Consider the following 4,069-nt stretch of genomic DNA (forward strand, 5'->3'; position numbering starts at 1 on the left):
ACGACCGCGCGCTCGTCGACACCCATCCGGCAGGTGCCGACCGGGTGGTAGACGGTCGTGGCGCGGTTGGGCAGTTCGCGCGCCAGGGCGTCGGCGTCGGTGAAGTCGGGTCCCGGCGAGAGCTCGGCGGTGATGTCCCCGGCGATGACCTTGTTCGCCATGATCTCGCGGACCATTTTCATGCTCTCCAGCAACAGTTCGGAGTCCCGCCGCGCGGTCAGGTAGGCCGGATCGATCAGCGGCGCCGCGGTCGGATCGGCGGACGCGAGCCGCAGGGTGCCACGGCTCTCGGGGTAGATCAGCGTCGCCATCACGGTCAGCGCGGGCCGCGGGTCGACGGCGTGCCGGATCGGGGCGTCCTGGTTGGGGAACGGGTAGGACCACGGCAGCGCCAGCAGTTGGATGTCGGGCACCGCACCGGCGCGGGAGCTGCGCACGAAACCGACGGACTCGAACACCGTGCGCCCCACCCAGGTTCCGCCCGAGACGGCCTCTTTCAGCACGCCTTTGGCGAAGTAGGGCCCGGTGCCGCGGTGCTGCGCACTCTTGGTCAGGTAGGTCATCGGGACGAACATGTGGTCGTGCAGGTTGTCGCCGACCGGCAGGTCGGCCCGCACCTCGATTCCCTTGTCCCGCAGGTGTTCGGCCGGTCCGACGCCGGAGAGCATCAACAGCTGAGCCGAACCGAACACGCCTGCCGACAGCACCACCTCACGGGAGGCGCGGATGACCTCGGGCCCGGACTTCGTCAGGATCTCCACCCCGACCGCCCGACCACCCTCGATCACGACACGCGAGACCGTCACCCCGGTACGCACCGTCAGGTTCGGCAGTCCCGCCCCGAGATAGCCGATGGACGAGCTGTAGCGCAGTCCGCCGTCGATGTTCTGCTGGACGACACTCGCGCCTTCCTGTTCCTCGCCGTTGTAGTCGTCGTTCTTCTTGACCCCGGCGGTCTCACTCATCGCCTCGATGAACGCCTCGGAGGCGGCCGTCATCCCCTGCTGCCGCGTGACCTTGATCGGACCGTTGGCGCCGCGAAGGTCGTTGCCGCCGTCGGCCCAGTCCTCCATGCGCTTGAAGCTGGGCAGGACATCGTCGAAACCCCACCCGTCGCAGCCCTCAGCGGCCCAGTCGTCATAGTTGCGCCGGTTGCCCCGAACGAAGATCATCCCGTTGATCGAACTGGACCCCCCGAGCACGCGCCCACGCGTCTGCGGAATCCGCCGGTCGAGCGCGTTGGGCTGGGGAACTGAGTAATAACTCCAGTCCAGCCGCTTTTTGAGCTGCGGGATGTTGTGGAACACCGCGATCATGCCGGGCTTGCGCACCAGCCTGGACTTGTCGGCGGGACCGGCTTCGAGGAGCACGACCTCGGCCCCGCTCTCGGCGAGCCGTCGGGCCACGGCGCAACCCGCGCTGCCCGCGCCGACGACGACATAGTCAGGATGCTTCATGCGCCGACCTCCGGAGCCACGATGGACCCCCACACTAGAACACGTTCTATCTTCAGCGGAAGCGTCCAGGTGTCAACCCGGAAGAAAATCGGCATGATCCCCCTATGACCCTGGACCCGCGGCGTCTCGCCGTTCTCGCCCTGCACTGGCAGGTCAACGTCATCAAGCCCGAGGGCTTCTTCGGCGGAATGCTCGCCGAACCAGTAGCCAAGAGCGGCGTGGTCGACCGGGCTGTCGCATTTCACTCCGCCGCCCGCGCGCTCGGAGTCCCGGCCGTCTTCACCAGGTTCACCGTCCCGGTCGGCGAAGGCGGCTTGGTCCGCAACACCGGCTTCATGACCGCTGTCGCGAGCGCCCAGGAGTCGTTTCGGCCGGACTCCCACGGAGCGGCTTTGATCCCGGAGATGGCGGGGCAGGCGGACCACGTCGTCGACAACCAGAAGCTGGCGGGTCTGGCGGGCAATGATCTGACGAAGTGGCTCGCCGAACACGAGATCGACACGGTGTTCATCACCGGAGTGGCCACGAACCTGACCGTGGAACAGACCGCCCGACACGGGACAGACCTGGGCCTGGCCGTGCACCCCATCAGCGACTGCGTCACGGCTGCGACGGAGGAAGCCCACGTCGCTTCTCTGGCCAACCTGGAGATGACGACCGCAGGCTGCCTTACCGCAGAGGAAGCACTTGCCCTTCTGCCCTAGCCACCACAGGCAAGCGGCGGGTGGATGCCTTGTCCGGCGTCGGATTGAGGTGGGTCTGCTCACAGTGACCGGTCATGTGTCAGCCGCTCCTCGTTGCCGCGTGGGCCTCGCGCACGGCGGCCTCCCACGGGTAGTTGTCCATTACCTGACCGCCGGTTCGTGGAGGATGTGGCACGAAGCCACCCTAGCCGAAAAGCACGGTCACCCCAGACTCGCGCAGCTCGGCGACGCTGCGCTGGAAGACGCGGTTGGCGGCTAGTGCGGTGTTGACGAACGGCAGCACCACGATTGGCACCCCGAGTCCGGTCAGCTCAGCGAGTTGGGTCAGGACGTAAGTGTCGGCAATGCCTGCCGCCCACTTGTTGATCGGTTGTAGGTAGCCGGGGCCACGATCACGGCCGTGGCCTTGGGCAGCGCCGGTCGGCCCGCTCGCTGGTGGCCGGTGCGCGCCTCGAGCGCACCCAAGTCGAGGAAGTGCTCAACAGCAGCAGGCGTCGCCAGACACCAGACGTCCCAGCCGTCGACATGGGCGAGCTTGATCACGCGGTCGATGTGATCGGCCGGACCGGCGCCGCAAATCATCAGATACAGCACCGGTTTGTGCATGCCACGACTCCCGCTCGGTCGGCCGTTTGCTTGACCGACTTAGCGGGCTCGCCGGCGGTGTCGTGGTCAGCGGAAACCGTCAGGTGCGGAGAGGTTCGCCGGAGTCATGGAGATGGCTGAGCACCTGCAGGTACGACTCAAGCATTCCGCAAGCCAGGTAAGGCACCCCGATGCTCGCGCAGTAATCGCGCACCATCGGTTGCGCGTGCCGCAGATTGACGCTCGGCATGTTCGGGAACAGGTGGTGTTCGATCTGGTAGTTCAGGCCGCCCAGCATGATGTCGACCCCGTGGTTGCCGAGGATGTCGCGCGAGGTCAGGACCTGCTTGCGGAGGAAATCGAGCTTTTCGTCCTTCGCCACCAGCGGCATGCCCTTGTGGTTCGGGGCGAAGGACAGGCCCAGGTGGACGCCCATGACGCCGTGGTGCACGAGGATGAACAGCACGGCCTTGCCCGGTGAGAGCACCAGGAACACCGCCGTCAGGTACGCCGCCACGTGGGCGACGAACAGGAACGCCTCCAGCCGGACCGCCTTGACCTCACGCTTGACGATCGCTTCCACGCCGGCGACCTTGAGCAGGACGCCCTGGGTCAGCAGCAGCGGGAGGAACAGGTACGCCTGGTAGGCCGCGATCCAGCGCAGCGGGCCGGTCTTGGTGCGGGCCTGATCGCGGCTGAACGCCAACGCGGGAATGTCGATGTCCGGGTCGTCGTCGTGGTTCGGGTTGGCGTGGTGGCGGTTGTGCTTGCCCACCCACCAGCCGTAGCTGATGCCGGTGACGGTGCCGCAGATGTAGCCGACCAGGTCGTTGTACTTGCGGGAAGTGAAGATCTGCCGGTGACCGGCGTCGTGGCCGAGGAAACCGAACTGCGTGGACACCAACGCCACACCCACCGCCAGCAGCAACTGCCACCACGAGTCACCGAGGAAGACGAAGCCGACGGCCACCCCGGCCAAGGCCAGTGCGGTAAGCGCCATCCTGACCGCGTAATAGCCGTATCGCCGGTCGAGCAGGCCTGCGGCCTTGATCGTGCGGGCCAGGTCGGCGAAGTCGCTGCCTCGCCGTTCAGCCAGTAGTTCGGTCATCGTGGGCAACCTCCGTCGACGAACAGGACATCCGTGGCGAAGCCCGTCAGGGAATGTTCTGCCGTCAGCGGTCGCCGCACTCCCAGCGACCATAAGGCCGAACCCGCCGTGAACCGCAGAACAGCGGCCAAACCCCAAGCGACAATCAGCGTTCGTGCGCGTGGACGACCAGAACGTTGGCAAATCCCACACAGCCGTGGGCCGCGGGACGGGGC

Annotated in this window: 4 protein-coding genes; 1 reads left to right on the forward strand and 3 read right to left on the reverse strand. The window is 66.7% G+C overall.

What is annotated here, in order from left to right; translation table 11 throughout:
- Nucleotides 1–1,457: GMC family oxidoreductase (locus tag ACRDSQ_RS26665; RefSeq protein WP_431424744.1), on the reverse strand; the 1,457-nt coding region annotated here is incomplete at its 3' end.
- A 104-nt stretch (nt 1,458–1,561) separates the two neighbouring features.
- Here ACRDSQ_RS26665 and ACRDSQ_RS26670 point away from each other — a divergent pair.
- Nucleotides 1,562–2,161: a cysteine hydrolase gene (locus ACRDSQ_RS26670; RefSeq protein ID WP_431424746.1), complete on the forward strand. Its 600-nt coding sequence runs from the start codon at nt 1,562–1,564 to the stop codon at nt 2,159–2,161.
- Nucleotides 2,162–2,485: 324 nt separating this feature from the next.
- On the opposite strand, the gene ACRDSQ_RS26675 is transcribed toward ACRDSQ_RS26670, so the two are convergent.
- Both ACRDSQ_RS26675 and ACRDSQ_RS26680 read right to left on the reverse strand, forming a co-directional pair.
- Nucleotides 2,486–2,767 (reverse strand): hypothetical protein, encoded by a 282-nt coding sequence (locus ACRDSQ_RS26675; RefSeq protein WP_431424748.1) that lies wholly within the window; start codon nt 2,765–2,767, stop codon nt 2,486–2,488.
- A 79-nt stretch (nt 2,768–2,846) separates the two neighbouring features.
- A complete protein-coding gene (locus ACRDSQ_RS26680) occupies nt 2,847–3,854 on the reverse strand; it encodes a fatty acid desaturase family protein (RefSeq protein WP_431424749.1) in 1,008 nt (335 codons plus the stop codon).
- Nucleotides 3,855–4,069: the final 215 nt, after the last annotated feature.

It is taken from the genome of Actinokineospora sp. (assembly GCF_050699995.1).
In the GTDB taxonomy this organism is placed as follows: domain Bacteria; phylum Actinomycetota; class Actinomycetes; order Mycobacteriales; family Pseudonocardiaceae; genus Actinokineospora.